Source organism: Ottowia sp. VDI28 (assembly GCF_049532675.1).
In the GTDB taxonomy this organism is placed as follows: Bacteria; Pseudomonadota; Gammaproteobacteria; order Burkholderiales; family Burkholderiaceae_C; genus Ottowia.
Window position 1 is genome coordinate 4,445,546 of sequence record NZ_CP149820.1, and the last position, 18,061, is coordinate 4,463,606.

14 protein-coding genes are annotated in these 18,061 nt (G+C 62.6%); 9 read left to right on the top strand and 5 right to left on the bottom strand.

Annotation, left to right across the window (positions count from 1 at the left end; genetic code table 11):
* Window positions 1-24: 24 nt before the first annotated feature.
* The 7 genes from WJU18_RS21160 (at window position 25) to dnaJ (ending at window position 7,362) form a co-directional block, all read left to right on the top strand.
* Window positions 25-1,734, top strand: a complete 1,710-nt coding sequence (locus WJU18_RS21160; RefSeq protein WP_423455424.1) for an acyl-CoA dehydrogenase family protein — start codon at window positions 25-27, stop codon at window positions 1,732-1,734.
* A 5-nt stretch (window positions 1,735-1,739) separates the two neighbouring features.
* The gene (locus tag WJU18_RS21165) at window positions 1,740-2,228 is read left to right on the top strand and encodes a MarR family winged helix-turn-helix transcriptional regulator (RefSeq protein ID WP_423455426.1); all 489 of its coding nucleotides are present in this window, start codon (window positions 1,740-1,742) and stop codon (window positions 2,226-2,228) included.
* Between the two features lie 181 nt (window positions 2,229-2,409).
* Window positions 2,410-2,718 carry a winged helix-turn-helix transcriptional regulator gene (locus WJU18_RS21170; RefSeq protein ID WP_423455428.1) on the top strand — a complete coding sequence of 103 codons (309 nt, stop codon included), beginning with the start codon at window positions 2,410-2,412 and terminating at the stop codon, window positions 2,716-2,718.
* A 149-nt stretch (window positions 2,719-2,867) separates the two neighbouring features.
* Window positions 2,868-3,218: an FKBP-type peptidyl-prolyl cis-trans isomerase gene (locus WJU18_RS21175; protein WP_423455430.1), complete on the top strand. Its 351-nt coding sequence runs from the start codon at window positions 2,868-2,870 to the stop codon at window positions 3,216-3,218.
* 226 nt (window positions 3,219-3,444) lie between these two features.
* On the top strand, window positions 3,445-4,014 hold the full coding sequence (gene grpE / locus WJU18_RS21180; RefSeq protein WP_423455432.1) for a nucleotide exchange factor GrpE: 570 nt from the start codon (window positions 3,445-3,447) through the stop codon (window positions 4,012-4,014).
* A 92-nt stretch (window positions 4,015-4,106) separates the two neighbouring features.
* Complete coding sequence (gene dnaK, locus WJU18_RS21185) at window positions 4,107-6,074, top strand: molecular chaperone DnaK (RefSeq protein ID WP_423461067.1); 1,968 nt, start codon at window positions 4,107-4,109, stop codon at window positions 6,072-6,074.
* A 151-nt stretch (window positions 6,075-6,225) separates the two neighbouring features.
* Window positions 6,226-7,362, top strand: coding sequence for a molecular chaperone DnaJ (gene dnaJ / locus WJU18_RS21190; protein ID WP_423455434.1), 1,137 nt, complete (start codon window positions 6,226-6,228; stop codon window positions 7,360-7,362).
* Between the two features lie 38 nt (window positions 7,363-7,400).
* On the opposite strand, the gene WJU18_RS21195 is transcribed toward dnaJ, so the two are convergent.
* From WJU18_RS21195 to WJU18_RS21205, 3 genes are all read right to left on the bottom strand, one after another.
* Window positions 7,401-8,519, bottom strand: a complete 1,119-nt coding sequence (locus tag WJU18_RS21195) for a PA0069 family radical SAM protein (protein WP_423455436.1) — start codon at window positions 8,517-8,519, stop codon at window positions 7,401-7,403.
* Window positions 8,520-8,709: 190 nt separating this feature from the next.
* Window positions 8,710-9,177, bottom strand: coding sequence for a DUF1854 domain-containing protein (locus WJU18_RS21200; RefSeq protein ID WP_423455437.1), 468 nt, complete (start codon window positions 9,175-9,177; stop codon window positions 8,710-8,712).
* Complete coding sequence (locus tag WJU18_RS21205; protein WP_423455438.1) at window positions 9,174-11,456, bottom strand: ABC transporter ATP-binding protein; 2,283 nt, start codon at window positions 11,454-11,456, stop codon at window positions 9,174-9,176. Before WJU18_RS21205 ends, WJU18_RS21200 begins: the two co-directional genes overlap by 4 nt.
* A 210-nt stretch (window positions 11,457-11,666) precedes the next feature.
* Here WJU18_RS21205 and cphA (WJU18_RS21210) point away from each other — a divergent pair, with 210 nt between their 5' ends.
* Together cphA (WJU18_RS21210) and cphA (WJU18_RS21215) are read left to right on the top strand one after the other, a co-directional pair.
* Window positions 11,667-13,862 carry a cyanophycin synthetase gene (gene cphA / locus WJU18_RS21210; protein ID WP_423455439.1) on the top strand — a complete coding sequence of 732 codons (2,196 nt, stop codon included), beginning with the start codon at window positions 11,667-11,669 and terminating at the stop codon, window positions 13,860-13,862.
* Between the two features lie 55 nt (window positions 13,863-13,917).
* On the top strand, window positions 13,918-16,584 hold the full coding sequence (gene cphA / locus WJU18_RS21215) for a cyanophycin synthetase (RefSeq protein ID WP_423455440.1): 2,667 nt from the start codon (window positions 13,918-13,920) through the stop codon (window positions 16,582-16,584).
* A 52-nt stretch (window positions 16,585-16,636) separates the two neighbouring features.
* Here the strand turns inward: cphA (WJU18_RS21215) and WJU18_RS21220 are convergent, their stop codons facing one another.
* The gene (locus tag WJU18_RS21220) at window positions 16,637-17,248 is read right to left on the bottom strand and encodes a GNAT family N-acetyltransferase (RefSeq protein ID WP_423455441.1); all 612 of its coding nucleotides are present in this window, start codon (window positions 17,246-17,248) and stop codon (window positions 16,637-16,639) included.
* A 4-nt stretch (window positions 17,249-17,252) separates the two neighbouring features.
* Window positions 17,253-17,831: an RNA polymerase sigma factor gene (locus WJU18_RS21225; RefSeq protein ID WP_423455443.1), complete on the bottom strand. Its 579-nt coding sequence runs from the start codon at window positions 17,829-17,831 to the stop codon at window positions 17,253-17,255.
* Between the last annotated feature and the right edge of the window lie 230 nt (window positions 17,832-18,061).

Below are 18,061 nucleotides of genomic sequence, written 5' to 3' on the forward strand. Positions count from 1 at the left end.
AATTCCTATCCCTGAACTTCAAGCATGAACGACTACCGCGTCCCCACTTCCGATATCAGCTTCATCCTTTTCGACACACTGCAGGCCTCGCGGCAATTGGCCGCCCTGCCGGTCATGGCCGAAGCCGATGAGCCGCTGATGCGGCAGTTGCTCGAGGAGATGGGCAAGTTCGTCAGCGGCCAGATCGCTCCGCTCAATCGTGTGGGCGACGAAACAGGCGCCCGCTGGCATGATGGCGCGGTCACCATGGCACCCGGCTTCCGGGACGCCTATCAAGCGTTCTGGCAGGCCGGCTGGCCGGCATTGTCGGCTGCGCCGGAAGATGGCGGACAGGGATTGCCCGCCATATTGGAGGCCACCCTGTATGAGAGCCTCTCGGCGGCCAACCACGGCTGGACCATGGCCCCCGGCCTGCTGCATGGCGCTTACGAATGCCTCAAGCACCACGGCAGTGAGGCACTGAAAACCCAGTACCTCTCCAAGATAGCCACCGGTGAATGGCTGGCCACCATGTGCCTGACCGAACCGCAGGCCGGCAGCGATCTGGGGTTGGCTTCCACCCGGGCCGTGCCGCAGGCGGATGGCAGCCATCGGATCACCGGCACCAAGATATTCATCTCAGGCGGCGAGCACGACCTAACGGACAACATCGTCCATCTGGTGCTCGCGCGCGAACCCGGCGCCCCGCCGGGGCCCAAGGGCTTGTCGCTCTTTCTGGTACCCAAGTTCTACCCCGATGGCAGCCGCTCCGCCGTGGCGTGCGAACGCATCGAGGAAAAAATGGGTTTGCATGGAAGCCCGACCTGCGTGATGCGCTTTGACGACGCCACCGGCTGGATCATCGGGGCGCCGGGCAAAGGCTTGACCGCCATGTTCGTCATGATGAACGCGGCCCGGCTGCATGTGGCGCTGCAAGGTATCGGCCTGCTCGACGCCGCCTGGCAAAAAGCCGACGCTTATGCCCGGGAACGGCGCCAGATGCGCGCACCGGGCGCCTCATCCACCAGCCTCATCGCCGACCACCCGGCCATGCGCCGCGTACTCGATACCCAACGCGCCTGGATCGATGGCGGCCGGGTACTCGCCTACGCCACTGCGCTTGAGCTCGACATGGCCAAGCACCACCCTGACCCGGCCCGCCGCCAGCAAGCAGAGCGCTGGTGCGCGCTCGTGACGCCGGTGCTGAAGTCGGCCTGGACGCATCAGGCCTTTCATGGTGGCAGCGACTGCCTGCAGGTATTTGGCGGCCACGGCTACGTGCGCGAATGGGGTATCGAGCAGCATGTGCGCGATGCCCGGGTGACCATGATCTACGAGGGGACCAACGAGATCCAGGCCATCGACCTGCTGGCGCGGAAGGTGCTGGCCGATGGCGGCGCGGGCCTCGGCTTGCTGCTGAACGAGCTGAAAGCCGGCCTGGGCGAGACCGCGCTGGCACGGGAAGCCGCGCACGGTCTTCAAGCGCTGGATACCCTGACCCGCCAACTGGCCCCTGCCTGCGCGAAAGACAGTGCCTTGGCCTATTGGGTCGCCGACGACTATCTCCGTGCCACCGCCATTGCGCTGCTGGGCTGGGCCGGCGCACGCATCGAAGCCGTGGTGCAAGACTTGCCGGCCCTCGAGGCAGCCCGCTGGCAGACGCCGCTGCAAGCGCTCACCCATTGGGTCCTTCCCGAATTCGAATGGCGCCGTGGCATCATGGAACGACGCTTGGCCCCGGCGCTCGCACCCTGATTCCCATGAGTGAACAAAACCACACCACCAAGAACGGCAGCAAAGCCGCTTCCGCGGTAGAAGAAATAGATACCCGCTACCTGAAGACCCTGCTCGGCTACAACGCCCGCCGTGCCGCGCTCGTCGTGATCAGCCTGTTCGTGCCGCGCATGGCCGAATTTGGCCTGAGGCCGGTGGATTTCTCGATCCTGTCGGTGATCTGCCATAACCCGGGCATCACCTCGAAGCAGCTGTGCAGCGTGCTCGATCTGCTGCCTCCGAACCTGGTTGGCAAGATCGGGGCCCTGGAGCAGCGCGGGCTGCTCGAACGCCACCCGCACCCCTCGGATGGCCGCGCCCTGGGATTGCACTTGACGCCAGAAGGCCTGAGCCTGATGCAACAGGCCGAACGCACGGCTTTCGAGCTGGAATCCGAGGCCGCCAGCGCGCTCTCGGCAGCCGAGCGTAGGACGCTACTCCGGCTGTTGCAAAAAGTATACGATCGCCCCGCCTGAGAGTGAGTCCAAAGCCTCCTCGCGGTGCACGGAAGACGAGCTGAAAACCTGGGGAAAGTCCCAATTTTGTAGCAGACAACCCACGCCCCATCTTCATATGAAGCTATTAAACGTGTAGCGCCTCAAAAAATTGAGCTATATTCAGGCTGACATACAGATACTACCTGAGGAGAAGCCTGAAATGAGTCCCAAAGAAAACGCGGCTACCGGCCAGCTTCTGGCACTGCTGGAAGCCCGCTACGCTATCCGGGTACTATGGGCGCTCCGTGACGGGCATCCTCAGACCTTTCGCCTTCTGCAGGACAGCGTGGGCGGCATCACCCCCAATACGCTCAATACGCGGCTGAAGGAGTTGCGGGCAGCCAGCCTCGTCACTCATGGCAATGACGGCTACAGCCTGACTTTGAGCGGCTCCGATCTGGTCAAGCGCCTGTCTGATCTGCAGGCCTTTGCCACCAAGTGGGTGGCGGCTCAGGCCAAGAAGAAATAATACTTAACTCTATACACTCCGCTCTATCCAGCCTTCGGAGTCCAGCGCCTCCTTTCTGAAATCTTGCCTTTTCCGGCTGTCTCCCCCAGTTTTCCGCCTCCGGGCAGCTATATTCGGGCCCAAATCCTCAACTCTCTTTCCTGCTTGCAATGAACACTACTCCCAGCGGCCTGCAATACACCGACACCCAAACCGGCACCGGCGATGAGGCTCGTCCCGGCCAATACGTGACCGTGCACTACACCGGCTGGCTCTATACCGACGGCCAGCAGGGCGCCAAGTTCGACTCCAGCCGCGACCGGAACGATCCGTTTCAGTTTCCGCTCGGCGCCGGCCATGTGATCAAGGGCTGGGACGAAGGCGTTGCCGGCATGAAGGTCGGCGGCCAGCGCACCCTGATCATCCCGGCCGAATTGGGCTACGGCGCGCGCGGCGCCGGTGGCGTGATTCCTCCCAACGCCACCCTGAAGTTCGATGTGGAACTGCTTGGCGTGAACTGATCGCACGGCTTTTGCATCTCCTCCTCCAAGCCCCAAGCGGAAGGGGCTGGAGGCTTGCGCAGCCCTTTTCTTGAGAGTTTCGAAGGGATTTTGGGGCGTTTTACCCCGTTTTTCGCCTTTTTCTCCCTCTTGATTTCCTCTCCCGGGGCTCCACCTAAGACACGAGTTACGTATAAGAGAGCGCGCGCCCAAGCCGCGCAGGTATTGTTTTTTTCCATCGAACCGCATGTCTGATCAAGCCAAACCTCACTCCCAAATGCCGGCCGACGCTCCCTTCAGCCCGGAAGAACTGGAAGCGGCCGCTGCTGCCAACGAGCATGATGCCGTCGCCCAGCTGGACAATGCCCTGGCCGAAATCGAAACACTGAAAGCCAAAGCCGCCGAATTGAACGATCAAGTGCTGCGGGCACAGGCCGACGCCCAGAATACCCGCCGCCGGGCAGACGAGGAAATCGCCAAGATCCGCAAGTTTGCCGTTGAAGCCTTCGCCGAAGGCCTGCTCCCGGTGCTCGACAGCCTGGAAGCCGCCCTGGCGATCGAGCACGGAACCGTCGAGCAGCTGCGAGAGGGCACCGAAGCCACCCGCAAGCAGTTGATCAGTGCGCTGGAACGCAGCAAGGTGGTGGAGATCAATCCGGCCCCTGGCAGCAAATTCGATCCGGCGCAACAGCAGGCCATCAGCATGGTGCCCGCCGAACAGGAACCCAATACCGTGGTGAGCGTGCTGCAAAAAGGCTATCTGATCGCCGACCGCGTACTGCGCCCCGCGCTGGTCACCGTGGCCGCACCCAAATAAAAAGCGCCCAAATAGAAAACAGAGAGGAAGGACAAGGCGCTGCGGACTTGAAAAACCGGCACTTATCCACAACCTCCTGAGCATCTGAACCAATACCCACCCAAGCGGAGAACAATATGGCAAAAATCATCGGCATTGACCTGGGCACCACCAATAGCTGCGTGTCCATCATGGAAGGCAACTCGACCAAGGTGATCGAGAACGCCGAAGGCGCGCGTACCACGCCTTCCATCGTCGCCTACCAGGAAGACGGCGAAGTTCTCGTCGGCGCCCCCGCCAAGCGCCAAGCCGTCACCAACCCCAAGAACACCATTTACGCCGTCAAGCGCCTGATTGGCCGCAAATTCGACGAGCCCGAAGTGCAGAAGGACATCCACCTGATGCCCTACCAGATCACCAAGGCCGACAACGGTGACGCCTGGGTGGAAGTGCGCGGCAAGAAACTGTCGGCGCAGCAGATCAGCGCCGAAATCCTGCGCAAGATGAAGAAAACCGCCGAGGACTACCTGGGCGAGGCCGTGACCGAGGCCGTCATTACCGTTCCGGCTTACTTCAACGACAGCCAACGCCAAGCCACCAAGGACGCCGGCCGCATCGCAGGCCTGGACGTCAAGCGCATCATCAACGAGCCGACCGCCGCCGCGCTGGCCTTCGGCCTCGACAAGCAGGCCAAGGGCGACCGCAAGATCGCGGTGTATGACCTGGGCGGCGGTACGTTCGATATCTCCATCATCGAGATCGCCGACGTCGACGGTGAAAAGCAGTTCGAAGTGCTCTCCACCAACGGCGACACTTTCCTGGGCGGCGAAGACTTCGACCAGCGCATCATCGACTACATCATTGGCGAGTTCAAGAAGGAGCAAGGCGTTGACTTGTCGAAAGACGTGTTGGCCCTCCAACGCCTGAAGGAAGCTGCCGAGAAAGCCAAGATCGAGCTCTCCAGCAGCGCTTCGACCGACGTCAACCTGCCCTACATCACGGCCGATGCCTCTGGTCCGAAACACCTGAACATCAAGCTGACTCGCGCCAAGCTGGAAAGCCTGGTCGAAGAACTGATCGAGCGCACCATCGCACCTTGCCGCACCGCCATCAAGGATGCCGGCGTCAGCGTGAGCGACATCAACGACGTGATCCTGGTCGGCGGCCAAACCCGCATGCCCAAGGTGCAGGACAAGGTGAAAGAGTTCTTCGGCAAAGAGCCTCGCAAGGACGTGAACCCCGACGAAGCCGTGGCCGTGGGTGCTGCCATCCAGGGCCAGGTGCTGAGCGGCGACCGCAAGGACGTGCTGCTGCTGGACGTGACGCCTCTGTCGCTGGGCATTGAAACCCTGGGCGGTGTGATGACCAAGATGATCACCAAGAACACCACCATCCCGACGAAGTTCGCGCAGACCTTCTCCACCGCCGAGGACAACCAGCCGGCCGTGACGATCAAGGTTTTCCAGGGCGAGCGCGAGATGGCCAACGGCAACAAGCTGCTGGGCGAGTTCAACCTGGAAGGTATCCCACCCTCGCAGCGCGGTCTGCCGCAGATCGAGGTGGCCTTCGACATCGACGCCAACGGTATCTTGCACGTGTCCGCCAAGGACAAGGGCACTGGCAAGGAAAACAAGATCACCATCAAGGCCAACTCAGGCCTGTCGGAAGCCGAGATCCAGCAGATGGTCAAGGATGCCGAACTGAACGCCGCCGAAGACCACAAGAAACTGGAGCTGATCCAGGCCCGCAACCAGGGCGATGCCATGGTGCACAGCGTGCGCAAATCGCTCGCCGAGCATGGCGACAAGCTGGAAGCCGGTGAGAAGGAAACAGTGGAAGCCGCCATCAAGGATGTCGAGGAAGCCCTCAAAGGCGACGACAAGGCTGCCATTGAATCCAAGACCGAGGCGCTGATGGCTGCCAGCCAGAAGCTGGGCGAGAAGATGTACGCCGACGCGCAAGCCGCTGCCCAGGCTGCGGGTGCGGGCGCGGGTGCAGCCCCTGGCGGTAACGCCCCGGGTGCCGCGGCCGCAGACGACAACGTGGTCGATGCGGAAGTCAAGGAAGTCAAGAAAGACTGATAGCCGCTCCCCGGCTCCATGGCAGATTTCGCGCGCATCAGCACCGTGATCTGCCGGTCTGGAAAGCCTCGATCATCCCTGATCGGGGCTTTCAGCCATCAGAAGCCAAGGCGCCAAGCCGCCGAGGTCTTCGTCATTTGTCATTGCTGCTATGGCTACCAAACGTGATTTCTATGAAGTATTGGGCGTACCTAAGAACGCGTCTGATGACGAGATAAAAAAAGCTTATCGCAAACTGGCGATGAAGTATCACCCTGACCGCAACCAGGGTGATGCGCAAAGTGCCGAGCTGAAATTCAAGGAGGCCAAGGAGGCCTACGAGATGCTCAGCGATCCGCAAAAGAAAGCGGCTTACGATCAGTACGGCCATGCAGGTGTGGACCCGAACATGCGGGGCGGCCCCGAGGGCTTCGGCGGTTTTGCCGAGGCGTTCGGCGATATTTTTGGCGACATCTTCGGTCAGCAGGGAGGGCGCGGCGGTGCGCGTGGCGGCCGTCAGGTCTTCCGTGGCGGCGACCTCAGCTACGCCATGGAAATCTCGCTAGAAGAAGCCGCTGGCGGCAAGGAAGCGCAGATCCGCATCCCGAGCTGGGACGAATGCGTCACCTGCCACGGCTCCGGTGCCAAGCCCGGCACCAGCGCCAAGACCTGTGCCACCTGCCACGGCCAGGGCGTCGTGCAGATGCGCCAGGGTTTCTTCAGCGTGCAGCAGACCTGCCCGCACTGCCACGGCACGGGCAAGATCATTGCCGAACCCTGCGGCACCTGCCATGGACAGGGCAAGACGAAAAACCAGAAGACGCTGGAAGTGAAAATCCCCGCCGGGATCGACGACGGCATGCGTATCCGCTCGGTCGGCAATGGTGAGCCCGGCGTCGGCGGCGGCCCTCCTGGAGACCTCTTCATCGAGATCCGCGTGAAGAAGCACGACATCTTCGAGCGCGACGGCGACGACCTGCACTGTGTGGTACCCATCAGCTTCACCACGGCCGCGCTCGGCGGTGAGATCGAAGTACCCACACTGGGCGGCAAGGCTGCCATCGACGTGCCCGAAGGCACCCAGGCTGGCAAGCAGTTCCGCCTGCGCGGCAAGGGTATCAAGGGGGTGCGCTCCAGCTACCCAGGTGATCTGTATTGCCACATCAGCCTGGAAACTCCGGTCAAGCTGACCGAACATCAACGCAAGCTACTCAAGGAGTTCGACGAGTCGCTGAAAAAAGGCGGCGCCAAGCATTCGCCCAGCACCGAAAGCTGGACGGACCGGTTGAAGAACTTCTTCGGGGCCTGAGGGCTTTGCGCAGGGTAGGCATCAATGCCTGCCCTGCATCAAAACAAGCTCCCCTGCCCCGCTTGGGAGCGCGGCCTGAACTGCGACAGATCCAACGGCGTCCTTTCAAGCTCGTAACCTAGCCGCGCACAAGCCCGGTTGAACCGCTGATCCAGAAGCTGGGCCCATATGCCGCTGCCGTGCATACGCTGCCCCCAACTGGCGTCGTAATCCTTACCCCCACGCATATCGCGCACGCGCGCCATCACACGATGGGCTCGATCAGGAAAATGCGCTTGCAACCACTCCTGAAAAATCGGCCCCAGCTCCCACGGCAACCTCAGCACGGTGTAGAAAGCCCTGCTGGCACCAGCCTCTCGGGCTGCGGCCAGCACCTGCTCCATGTCTTCGGTCACGAACGGAATCTGCGGCGCCACGCTCACGCCCACGGGCACGCCGGCTTCCGCCAGCGTGCGAATGACCCTGAGACGGCGCTGCGGTGCGGCAGCGCGCGGCTCCAGCTTGCGAACCAGCCGGGCATCCAGCGTGGTGATGGTGACATAGACCGCCGCCAGCCCCCGCGCGGCCAGCGGTGCAATCCGATCAAGATCGCGCTCCACGCCACTCGATTTGGTGATGAGCGAGAACGGATGCCCGGCCTCGGCCAGCACCTCGATGACACCGCGCGTCAGTTTCAACTCCCGCTCTACCGGCTGATAGCAATCCGTGGCTGAACCGATGTTGATGATGGATGGCCTGTAGCGCGGCGCCGCCAGTTCGCGCGCCAATTCGGCCGCAATGTTTCGCTTGGCGATGATTTTTGTCTCGAAATCCAGTCCCGGGGAATAGCCCAGATAGCTGTGCGTCGGCCTGGCGAAGCAGTAGATGCAGCCGTGCTCGCAGCCGCGATACGGATTCACGGAGTAATCGAACGGAATATCCAGTGAATCGTTGGCGCTGATGGCACTCTTGCAGTCTTCCAGGATGATCTCGGTGGCGGGCGCCAAAACTTCATCATCGCCTTCCGTGGCCTGAACTTCAGCGGATTCCCATCCGTCATCGAACGCGCTTCTCTGCTCGCGCATGAACCGGTGCGCCAAGTTGGAAACCGCACCGCGCCCCTTGTGCAACCGCACAGGCACCGCAGGTACATCAGGAGGATGGCGATCAGGATCCATGAACAAAGCCCATTCAATTTACTGTTTATTTATACAGTAAATTGAATGGGCTTTGCAAGCAGGAAGGCGGAGGAGTTGGGGGTTGGGGAGCGGGCGGGTTTGAAACCCGCCCCTACGAGCGACGTCAAACCAGATTCGCAGCGCCCCGCCGCAGGGGCGAGTTTCAAACTCGCCCTCCCCGCCTGGCTGACTACAGGAACCGATCCAGCAGCTTTTTACTGTGCCGGTCCATATCGAGCAGATCCTTGATGAGGTATTGCACTCCGTGCGCGTCGTTCACGATCAAAAGGCCCGGCCCCAGGCGCCGGATGTCTTCCTCGCCCTTCAGCACGAAGCTCGTGTGGCCGCGATCGGTTTCCACCTCCCAGGTGCTGGGCGTTGCGAAGCTGCTCACGCTTTTCAGCCGCTGCAGCACGGGCATGAATTCGCGCTGCTCCAGAGCTTCGGCCAGCAAGGTGCGTTTAGGTTCCTCCAGTGAGGAAAGCTCCGGCACCCAGGCCAATTCATGACCGTCCACGTCGAGCACGCTCACACCTTCGTCGGGCGCGGCAATGGGAAAGGCTCGCACGGCAACCACGCTGACGTGCTCCTGCCCTTGGGCATCGGTGAGCACCAGGCGGTTGAAAGCGTCCCGGCGCAAGTCGAAATCGGTGTTCATTGGCGCGCCTCCTCAAGATGGCCGGTGGACGGAGAGTCCATTTCCAGCATGCGCTCGCGCTCGGCTTTTTCCTGACGGGCCTGAGCTTCGTAGAGGCGCCAGTACGCGCCTTTCTCGGCAATCAACTGCTCGTGCGTGCCCTCTTCCACCTTCCGGCCCTTGTCCATGACCACCAGACGGTTGGCCTTGCGCAGGGTGGAAAGGCGGTGGGCAATGGCAATGGTGGTGCGCCCGCGTACCAGATTGTCGAGTGCCTTCTGGATTTCGCGCTCGGTTTCGGTATCCACCGAAGCCGTGGCCTCGTCCAGGATCAGGATGCGCGGATCGATCAGCAGCGCCCTGGCAATGGAAATGCGCTGCCGCTCACCACCCGAGAGTCCCTGGCCCCGCTCCCCCACGAGGGAATCGTAACCTTGCGGCAACCGGAGTATGAACTCGTGCGCATGGGCCGCCCGGGCGGCGGCGATGATTTCAGCCCGGGTGGCATGGGGTTTGCCATAAGCGATGTTCTCGGCAATGGTGCCGAAAAACAGGAAGGGCTCCTGCAGCACTAGTCCGATGTTACGCCGGTAGTCGGCCAGCCGCAGCTGGCGGATATCGACGCCGTCGACGGCGATGCTCCCTTCAGTGAGGTCATAGAAGCGGCAGATCAGGTTCACCATCGTGCTCTTGCCAGAGCCGCTGTGCCCCACCAGGCCAATCATCTGGCCGGGTTCGATATCCAGATTCAGCCCTTTGATGACGGCCCGGTTGCCATAGCGGAAATGCGCATCGCTCACGGTGATGCGGCCTTTCACGGCTGGCAGGTCGACCGGGTTGGCGGCTTCAGGCACGCTGGAAACATGGTCCAGGATCTCGAAAATGCGTTTGGCGCCCGAAGCGGCCTTCTGGGTGACCGACACGATGCGGCTCATGGAATCAAGCCGGGTATAGAAGCGCCCGATGTAGGCAATGAAGGCTGTGAGCACGCCGACGGTGATCTGGTGCTTGCTCACCAGCCAGATTCCGAAGATCCAGACCACCAGCAAACCGATTTCCGTGAGCAATGTCACAGTGGGGGAAAACAGCGACCACAGCTTGTTCAGTTTGTCGTTCACGGCCAGGTTGTGGCGGTTGGCCTCGGTGAAGCGCCGGGCTTCGCGGTCTTCCTGCGCGAAAGCCTTCACGACCCGGATGCCGGGAATGGTGTCGGCCAGCACGTTGGTGACTTCGGACCAGACGCGGTCGATTTTCTCGAAACCGGTGCGAAGGCGGTCCCGCACCACGTGGATCATCCAGCCAATGAATGGAAGCGGTACCAAAGTGACCAGCGCCAGCGCCGGATCGATGGAAAAAAGGATGATCGCGGTCATGATCATCATCAGGACATCTGTCGCAAAGTCAAGCAAGTGCAACGATAGGAAAACGTTGATGCGGTCAGTCTCGGAGCCGATGCGCGCCATCAGGTCGCCGGTGCGGCGGCCGCCGAAATATTCGAGCGACAGATTGAGCAGATGCTCGTAGGTAGTGGTACGCAGATCGGACCCGATCCGCTCGGACACCAGAGCCAGGATATAGGTCTTGGCCCAACCCAGCACCCAGGCCACCAGCGCAGCGCCAAATAGCCCCCCCAGCAGCATGGTCACCAGGCTCATGTCGATCTCCTGGCCGTTCTGGAAAGGGATCAGCACCTTGTCCATGAGCGGCATGGTGAGGTAGGGCGGTACGAGTGTGGCTGCGGTGGACGCAAGCGTCAGCAGAAAGGCCGCCAACAGGGGCCATTTATAGGGTTTGGCGAAACGCCAGAGGCGAAACAGCGTCCAGGTGGAAGGCGGTTTTCCGATCTCGGCGGCCTCGTCTTCCTCGGCTGGATCTTCGGGATCAGCGGCGAGGTCCGCAGCAGGCACCGCGCCGCCCTCCGACATGCCGGCCAGCAGGATGTCGAACTGCGCCAGCAGTTTGAGCGCGGCCGGATTGCGGCCCAACGTATAGCGCCAAACGCCCAATTGGCTGCGCTCGTCACGCAACTCCAGGGTGCCGACGCCGGCGTGATCGTGGTGCGCCAGAACCAGGCCTGGCCGCAGATCCCAGGCGCTCCACGCTGTTTCATCCGGAAACCGCGCAATAAACCTTTGATTTGTAATGAGGATCAACCCTGAGCCGAAACGCAATTGATCGGTCAGGTCAACTTCCAGCGTGGCGCGAACGTTCTCTTCTGGACGCAGCGCCAAGCCGGCAAAAGCCCCTTCCGGGATCAAGGTTTCAGGGGAGGTGAAGTCGGTGGAAGTTTGCAGCGGCATGAATTGAACAACGCATCGCACCCGTTTTGGGGCGACGACGAAAGCTGAAACCAAGAAAGCGAGTGCTCTCCAGATGAGGCGAACCAAGCACGATGAACAGGCCTTCTCGACCGGTAGCGCGGGGGTAGCGGATTTTATCCGCCGGCCAACCGTATCACGGCCGACGGCATTGCTGTTGGTGCGCCCCTGCCGCCCACAGTGTTTCCCGATATGGTGATCCGCCGCATGGCCTTTCTGCGCGGACCCAATATCTGGACCTACCGCCCGGTGATCGAGGCCATCGTGGACATCGGGATCCTGGAAGAGCAGCCCTCCAACACCCTGCCGGGCTTCTACGAACGCCTGACGGCCTGGCTACCCGGGCTGATCGAGCACCGCTGCAGCGTCGGCCGCCGGGGAGGTTTCCTGATGCGCCTGCGCGACGGCACCTGGCCTGGCCACATCCTGGAGCATGTGGCGTTGGAGCTGCAAACCCAGGCCGGCATGAAAACCGGCTTCGGCAAAGCCCGCATGACGGACGAATATGGTGTCTACAAGGTAGTCATCCGCACCCGGGACGAACTCATTGGCAAGACGGCTCTCGAATCAGCCCGAGATCTGGTGATGGCCGCCATCAACGACCGTCCCTACGACGTGGCCGCCACTGTCGCCCGCCTGACGGAAATGGTGGACCAGCGTTGCCTGGGCCCCAGCACGGCCAGCATGGTCGAAGCGGCCGGCGAGCGTGGTATCCCCCACATCCGCCTGAACGAAGGCAATCTGGTGCAATTGGGCTACGGCTCCGCGCAACGCCGCATCTGGACCGCCGAAACCGACCGCACCAGTGCCATCGCCGAGGGTATCTCGCGTGACAAGGACCTGACCAAGGAACTGCTGGCGTCCTGTGGCGTACCGGTACCCGAGGGCCGCACGGTGAGCAACGCGGCGGAGGCTTGGGAAGCCGCCGAACGCATCGGCGTGCCGGTGGTGGTCAAGCCGACGGACGGCAACCATGCCCGCGGGGTTTCTCTGAACCTCAATACGCAGCAGGAAGTCGAGGACGCCTTTGTCGCCGCGGAAAGAGAAGGCTCCGAGGTCATGGTCGAGCGCTTCATTCCCGGTCAGGAACACCGCCTGCTGGTGGTGGGCGGCAAGGTGGTCGCGGCCACACGTGGCGAAATCACCCGGGTCAGCGGCGACGGCCGCTCCACCATGGCGGAGCTGATCGAGCTGCAAGTCAATTCCGATCCGCGGCGCGGCCCCGAAGAGCACCTGCCGCTCGATACCGTACGGGTCTATGAAAACCCGGTCACCCAGCTCGAGCTCGCCCGCCAGGGCCTGACAGCCGAAAGCATTCTGCCGATCGGCCGCACCGCCGTGGTCGAGCGCACGGGCAACATGGCCAACGACGTCACGGACCGCGTGCACCCCGATGTAGCGCATCAGGTCTCCCTGGCGGCGCGCGTGGTGGGCCTCGATATCGCTGGCATCGACCTGGTGGTGGAAGACATCGGGCAGCCGCTGGCACCCCAGGGGGGCGCCATCGTCGAAGTCAACGCTGGCCCGGGCCTGCTGATGCACCTGAAACCCGCTGTCGGCCGTGCGCAGCCAGTGGGCGAAGCCATCGTGAAGCATCTTTTCCCGGCCTCCGAGGCTGGGCGCATCCCGGTCGTCGGCATCGTCGGCCAACCGGGAGACGTCCTTACGGCCCATCTGGTGGCCTGGCTGCTGCAGCTGGACGGCCGCGTCACAGCCCTGGCCTGCCAGGACGGGCTTTACCTGGGGCAGCGCCAACTATCCAAAGGCAGCGCGCTGGGCTGGGAAAGCGGCGAGCGCATGCTGATCAACCGTACAGTACAGGCTGTGGTGCTGGAAACCTCCGCCCGCCATATCCTGGCCGAGGGCCTGCCTTATGACCGCTGCGAGGTAGGCGTGGTCACAGCCATGCCCTCCACCCACGGCCTGGAAGAGTTCTACGTGCGCGATGCCGAGCAGATGCGCAACGTCGTGCGCACCCAGATCGACGTGGTGCTGCCCAGCGGCGCCGCGGTGCTCAATGCCGATGACGCCGAAGTCCTTGATCTGGCCGACTACTGCGATGGCGAAGTCATCCTCTACAGCCTGAACGAACACAACCCTGGCGTGGCCAAGCATCGTGCAGGCAAGGGCCGCGTGGTATTTGCACGTGAATCTGCCCTGGTTCTCGCCACTGGCGAGCGCGAAATACCGCTGGCGAACCTTTCGGCGCCTGCCTTCTCGCGCCTGATGAGCGCCCAGGCCGGCGACGCGCGTGCGCCCGTACTGGCGGCGGTGGCTGGCGCCTGGGCGCTCGGTGTATCGCCCGAACTCATTCGCGGCGGCCTGCAACGTTTCGGTGAGCCCGTGCGGGCCCCCCAGGCCCCCGTTCTTCAGGCTGCTGCGCAGTAAACCTCTTCGCGCACTGACCCGTTCATCCTTTTTTTCAGCAGAAGAAAGTAGTCTCATGCAAGTCACTCGTATACGTGCGTTGCGCGGCCCCAACCTGTGGAGCCGTCATACGGCTATCGAGGCCGTCGTTACCTGCGACGAGGCCGAGCGCGACCTGCGCCCCACACCCGCCTTTGAAAGGCGTCTGCGGGAGCTTTTTCCGTCTGTCGGCGCCCTGCACGCCAACAAGCCCAGCGTGCCGATCTCGATGGCCCATGCCGTCGAGTTGACCGCCCTGGCGCTGCAAGCCAATGCCGGATGCCCTGTTACCTTCAGCCGCACGACGGCCACCGAGGAACCTGGTGTGTTCCAGGTGGTGGTGCAATACACCGAAGAGGCTGTGGGCCGGCTGGCTTTCGAGAAAGCACAGGCCCTGTGCCAGGCTGCCTTGACAGAAGGCCAGTTCGACGTAGCCGGTGCACTGGCGGAGCTGCGCGAACTGGACGAAGATGAGCGCCTGGGGCCTTCCACTGGGTCCATCGTGGACGCAGCCGTGGCACGCGGCATTCCTTTCCGCCGCCTCACCAGCGGCAGCCTGGTGCAGTTTGGCTGGGGCAGCAAGCAGCGCCGCATCCAGGCGGCCGAGGTGGATCGCACCAGCGCCATCGCTGAATCGATCGCGCAGGACAAGGACCTGACCAAGAAGCTGCTGCATGCCGCCGGCGTACCGGTGCCTCTGGGCCGTCCTGTTTCCAGCGTGGAAGATGGATGGGCCGCCGCCGAGGAACTTGGCCTGCCAGTGGTCGTGAAACCTCAGGACGGCAACCAGGGCAAGGGCGTCACAGTGGGCATTTTTGATCGCGCGCATTTCGCGATTGCCTACGAAGCCGCCGCCAGATTCGGCGGCGTCATGGTCGAACGCTTTTTGCCAGGGCATGATTTCCGCTTGCTCGTGGTGGGTAACAAACTGGTGGCGGCTGCCCGCCGCGACCCGCCCCTGGTGATCGGAGATGGCATTCAGACAGTGCGCCAACTGGTGGACGAAGTGAACCGGGACCCTCGCCGCGGCGAAGGCCATGCCTCCTCGCTCACCAAGATCCGCTTCGACACCATTGCCGAAGCCCGCTTGGCCGAGCAGAACCTCACCCCCGATTCGGTGCCGGCCAAGGGCCAGCGCGTGGTCCTGCGCAACAACGCCAACCTGTCCACCGGCGGCACTGCCACTGACGTCACAGACAGCGTGCACCCTGAAGTGGCAGCGCGCGCCATCGAAGCCGCGCAAATGACCGGCCTCGACATCTGTGGTGTCGACGTGGTGTGCGAAACCGTCATCAAGCCGCTCGAGACGCAAAACGGCGGTATTGTCGAAGTCAATGCGGCCCCCGGCCTGCGTATGCACATCAGCCCTTCCTTCGGCAAAGGCCGTGACGTGGGCGAGGCCGTGATCGCGCAGATGTACCCGAACGGCGACAACGGCCGGATCCCCGTGATCGCCGTGACCGGCACCAACGGCAAGACCACTACCGTGCGCCTCACCGCGCACCTGTTGAAATCGCAGGGCCTGCGGGTTGGCATGACGAACACGGACGGTGTTTACGTGAATGGCCGGCAGATTGACTCCGGCGATTGCTCCGGCCCGCGCAGCGCCCGCAACGTGCTGATGCACCCCGACGTGGATGCCGCCGTCCTCGAGACTGCACGCGGCGGTCTGCTGCGCGAAGGCTTGGCTTTCGATGAATGCCAAGTGGCCATCGTGACTAACCTGGGCGCAGGTGACCACCTGGGCTTGAACTACATCACCACGCTCGAAGACTTGGCTGTCCTCAAGCGCGTGATCGTAAAGAACGTTTCCAGCAGCGGCATGGCCGTGCTCAACGCCGCTGATCCAGCCGTGGCCGCCATGGCTGTGCACTGCCCCGGCTCCGTGACTTTCTTCGCTCAGGATGGTGCGCACCCCGTGATCGACACACACCGCGCCAAGGGCCGGCGCGTCGTGTTCGTGGAGGGCGGCGATATGGTGTGCGTGGAAGGCCGCTTCGAGAAGCGCCTGCCGCTGGCACGCGTGCCACTCACCCGCAAAGGGCAGATCGGCTTCCAGGTGGAAAACGCGATGGCCTCCGTGGCCGCTGCCTGGGCTGTGAATGTCCCCTGGGAAGCCATCCAGCGAGGGCTCGCAAGCTTCGTGAGCGACCTCCACGGCGTCCCCGGCCGTTTCAACGTGTTCGATTACCGTGGCGCCACCCTGATTGCCGACTACGGCCACAACCCCGATGCCATCGCAGCCCTGGTGGCCGGTGTGGAAAACATGTCTGCCCGCCGCCGCTCGGTGGTGATCAGCGGCGCCGGAGACCGGCGCGACGAAGACATTCGCGGTCAGACCCGCATCCTGGGCGCGGCCTTCGATGACGTGATCCTTTACCAGGATGCCTGCCAGCGGGGCCGTGCCGATGGCGAAGTGCTGGCTCTGCTGCGCGACGGCTTGAAAGGTGCCCAGCGTACCACCCGCGTGGAAGAAGTGCATGGCGAATTCCTCGCTATCGATAGCGCGCTGCAAAGCCTTGAAAAAGGTGATCTGTGCCTGATCCTGATCGATCAGGTGGAAGAAGCGCTGGCGCATATCCGCCAACGCGTCGATGCAGCGAATGCGGCGTCCGCCAAGGCACCCGTTCCGGCGAAAACCCGCCGCAACAAGCCTCGGCCCGCAGCCGCCCACTCAGGGGTGGGTCTGCACTCGATCCCCTGACCGGCCTCCGCTCTCCCTCTCGCGCCAAAGCAGGAGGGAGAGAAGGAAAACCTCAAGAAAACGAGCATCCAGCAGGGTGCGTAGACAGATCGGCAGCCAGCAGCTGCCGCCGCAAGCCGTCCACCTCCCCCACCCAGCCGAGACGAAAACCTTCATGCATGAGGTTGTGCCGGCTGGCGTGGTTGTGTGGCGACACCACGGCCACACAAAAATTCCGCCCTCTGCTCCGGGCCAAGGCCATGCGCGCCTTGAGCAGCAAACGCTGCAAATGCTGGCCGCGATAGGACGTGCTCACCATGCAGCTCGCCAGATGGGCCACCCGGGTATCAACCTCCCCCAGACTCAAACCGGGGGCGCCCGCCTCTTTCGCGCCAAGGAAAGTCAGCGCCTCGTTCACAAAAAACCGTCCCAAATTGCCCGGGTCGCCGCGCTGAGGCAAACCGAGCATGCCGTAGGCGACAAGGCGGCCCTCGTCGAAAAGCCCCAGGGTTTCGCCCCGTCCCTGGGACGTCTCGACATGCATTCGCACGAATTCCGGCTCGGCGGATTCACGCACGTAGAGGTCAGGATCCGCCAGGTTGGCGAGCACCTCATCCCGCAGCCGCATCAGCGCAGAAATATCCCTGGGCGTCAAAAGACGCAGGGAAAGCGGATTGGAAGGCACTTCTTTATTGCTTCAGGAAATCCAGCTCGACACCCCTGCCTTCCAGCTTGGCGCGCAGCGCAGCGCGCGCACGGGAGAGGCGGCTGCGCACTGTACCGACCGGCACTGTCAGCAGGACAGCGGCTTCCTCGTAGGACAGCTCATCCACGGCAACCATGAGCAGCACTTCCCGCATTCTCGGGGGCAACTCCTCCAGCGCGGCCGCCAGCGCTCCGATCTGCTCGGTATGCTCGGCCTGCTCTTGCGGATTGGGCTGTTCGCTGGCGCTGTACTGCAGCTCGGAATCGTCCGTAAAATCGAATCTCCGATGGGACGCGCGCGAAAGGTAGTTGCGCACCAGGTTCATCGCAATGCCGTACAACCAGGTCGAGAGTTCGGATTGGCCGCGAAAACTCTCGAAAGACCGCACAGCCTCGGTGAAGGCCTGCTGTGTCAGGTCTTCCGCGTCGCTTTGATGGCCGATGTTCTTGATGATGAAACGATGCAGCCTGGTCCAGTGCTCTCTGACGAGGTCACGAAACAGGATGTCGGCGCCAGCCTCCTCGCTGGCATCGTCCGCATCAGGAGGGGGTTCAAACGACATATCCACCGCATGCCTGCCGCCAATGCCAGCCCCAGCGAAGTCGCCGCCAGAAGTAACCGGAAAGTGCGAAAGATTACACATTTGCACTCATCGTACTAATGAGAAACAAGAAAAACATCCCTGAAATCCGGTAGGACGAAAGTATTTTGTAGTGCCCGCTTCGAAGAGCTGTTTTTTGGAAAAAGCGGAACGTTTGGCACCGTACGGTTACTTACCGAGGCAATTAGCCG